Here is a 2974-nt window from a genome sequence, read left to right on the forward strand (position 1 = left end):
CGAAAGAGGACGCGCAACGGCGGCAAAAGGTTCCGGTCGGAACCGCTGTTCGCGCCCGCGAAGAGCGGGTTCGAGATCAATTCCTGCGGAGATGCCTCAACGGCCTCTCCCGCGCATACCGCCGTGCCACTATTTGCCAGGAACTAGCGTCGATTGGCCGGTGGTGATGCACGAAGCCGGACCGGCTCGTCGTGCCGAGGACTAGAGAGCAGCCTATGCGATTCCTCCCTACTATCGCGGCACGCCTGAAGTCGCTATGGCCGCCGCTTCCCTCAGTGGTGCGTCGCCTGTTGCCGCAAAACGGGACCGACGGGCTCGCTCCTTCGATCTATGGATACATCCTGCATCACAGCCTGAGGGAGCAGATTTATCTAGTTGTCGTCACGCTGATTTCTTTTCCGTTCCTCTACTATTCCTTGGATTTACCGAAGCTGATCGTCAATCGTGCCATTTCCGGCAAGGATTTCCCGCAAAATTTCATGGGATGGGATTTCGATCAGATCCCCTATCTTCTGGTGCTGTGCTGCATATTCTTCACTCTCGTTTTGATAAATGGGTGGTTCAAACTGCACCTCAACGTGCGGAAGGGACAGGTCGGCGAGCGCATGCTGCGCCGCCTGCGCTATCAGCTTTACGAGCGGGTGCTGCGGTTTCCGCTGCATCATTTCGATCGTACCGCGACCGGCCAGGTCATCGCGATGATGACCGGCGAGCTAGAGCCGGTCGGCGGGTTTATCGGCGATGCTTTCGCGCTGCCGATCTCACAGGGCGGCACGCTGCTGACGATCTTCGTCTTCATGTTCGTGCAGGACCCAATACTCGGAGCCGCTGCTGTCGCGTTCTATCCGCTGCAAGGTTATCTGATTCCCAAGATGCAGCGAATCATTCGTCGGCTCGGCCGTGAACGGGTGCGCAAAGTTCGCGGGCTCTCGGACCGTATCGCCGAGACGATCGCCGCGCGGGCCGAAATTCGCCCCAATGACGCCGCTGTTTACCAACTTGCGGACGTCTCTCAGCGCCTGGGTGAAATTTACGACATTCGGTTTGAGATCTATAATCGCAAATTCTTCGTTAAATTCCTTAACAATCTGATCGGAAATCTCACACCATTCTTGTTCTTTTTGATCGGCGGTTATTTCGTGATCAAGGGCGAGCTTTCGTTCGGCGCGCTGGTCGCGGTGCTCGCCGCTTATAAAGACCTGTCGTCGCCGTGGAAGGAACTGCTCGACTTCTATCAGAACCAGCAGGACGTGGCGATCAAATACGAGCAAGTCGTCGAGCAGTTCCAGGTTCCGGATATGCTCGACAAACGCTCGCTGCTCGAAGCGCCGGAAAAGGTCGAGCCGTTGCACGGTGAGGTCACCGCGGCCAATATCGGTTTGGTGGACGATGATGGCATCCTTCTGCTCGAAGGGGTCAATTTCGAGTTTTCGCTAGGTACCGATGTGGCGATCGTCGGCCAGAGCAACAGCGGCAGAAATCTCATCCCGCAGCTCTTTGCCCGCCTCGTCACTCCGACGAGCGGGCGCCTTGCCATTGGCGATACCGACCTCAACAGCGTACCGCTGGCGGTTTCCGGCCGGCGGATCGGTTACGTCGGCCCGATCACCTATCTCTTTTCGGCGAGCGTGAGGGACAATCTGTTGCTCGGTTTGCGTCACCGGCCGCGCCGGGTGCCAGATGATGGCTCGGCCGGCGAACCGTCGCGCGCACGTGAGATCGAGGAAGCCCGGAAATCGGGCAACATCGAATACGATATCGCTGCCGACTGGATAGATTACCAGCAGGCGGGAGTGGCCGACGCAGCCGAACTGGAGCTGCGCATGGTCGAGGTCCTTCGTCTCGTCGACTTCGAGGAAGACGTTCACCTCTTCGGCTTGCGCGGCCGGCTCGATCCGGATCGCCAGCCGGATGCAGCGCAACGCGTCCTGGAAGCGCGCCGGGTGCTTGCCGAGCGCCTCGAAGGCAGCGGTCTGGCTCATCTCGTCGAACGTTTCGACCCGGACCGTTACAACACCAATTCCCCGGTTTCCGTCAATCTGCTGTTCGGCACACCGATTGGACCGGCCTTTGAAGGCGACGGCCTCGCCCGAAATGCCTACGTTCAAAAAGTGCTCGACGAAGTCCGGCTCACCCACGACCTCCTTGAGGTCGGCGCCGGGGTCGCCCGGATGATGATCGAGTTGTTCACAGGTTTGCGCCCCGAACATGCGTTGTTCGAGCAGTTCTCGTTCATCAGCGCCGATGATCTGCCGGTCTTCGAGGGCATTCTCAAGCGGATGGAGACAGCCGGGGTCGAGAAGTTGCTGCAGCCCCCGCGAGAGCGTCTCCTGTCGCTGGCGTTCAAATTGGCCGCCGCCCGCGACCCGCTCGATCTGATCGACGAAAAGATGCAGCAGCGGATATTGGAGGCGCGGCGCGCCTTCGCCGCGGGGCTGCCGGAGGAGCTGCGGGGTTCGGTCGAGTTCTTCGACCCCGAGCGCTACAACGCGGCAGCCTCGGTGCAGGAGAACGTCCTGTTCGGCACGATCGTGCGCGGGGAGTCGGGCGGTCGCGAGCGTGTCCATGCCGCGATCACGGAGGCGCTCGACGAGCTCGACTTGCGTCGCACCTTGATCGAGGTCGGACTCGACTATCCCGTCGGTACCGGGGGGTCTCGCCTGTCGGAGGCGCAGCGGCAGAAGCTGGCCATCGCCGGCGCGGTGCTTAAACGCCCCGATCTGATGGCGCTCAACGATGCGACCGTGGTGCTCGACGGGGCAACGGAGACGGCTCTTCTCGACCGGCTGAAGACCGAGTTCGCCGGGCGCAGCCTGGTGTGGAGCCTGCACCGCCCCCGTCTCGCCTCGGCCTTCGACCGGGTGTTGGTGATGGAACACGGCCGCTTGGTCGACCAGGGACCTCCGGCCGATCTGGAAAAATCCGGCAGCCCGCTGGCCCCGTTACTGGCGGCGGAGTGACCTTTGCGCAATGT

The 2974-nt window shown here is 61.0% G+C and carries 1 protein-coding gene; it reads left to right on the forward strand.

What is annotated here, in order from left to right:
* Window positions 1-215 precede the first annotated feature (215 nt).
* Window positions 216-2960, forward strand: a complete 2745-nt coding sequence (locus VNX23_RS11730) for an ABC transporter ATP-binding protein (RefSeq protein WP_325630169.1) — start codon at window positions 216-218, stop codon at window positions 2958-2960.
* Window positions 2961-2974 lie beyond the last annotated feature (14 nt).

Origin of the sequence: Bradyrhizobium sp. (assembly GCF_035570375.1) — a bacterium.
Classification (GTDB): Bacteria; Pseudomonadota; Alphaproteobacteria; order Rhizobiales; family Xanthobacteraceae; genus Bradyrhizobium.

What these genes read in the sequence shown, in the direction of transcription:
- VNX23_RS11730 (WP_325630169.1), top strand. Translation starts at nt 216, where the DNA reads ATGCGATTCCTCCCTACTATCGCGGCACGCCTGAAGTCGCTATGGCCG.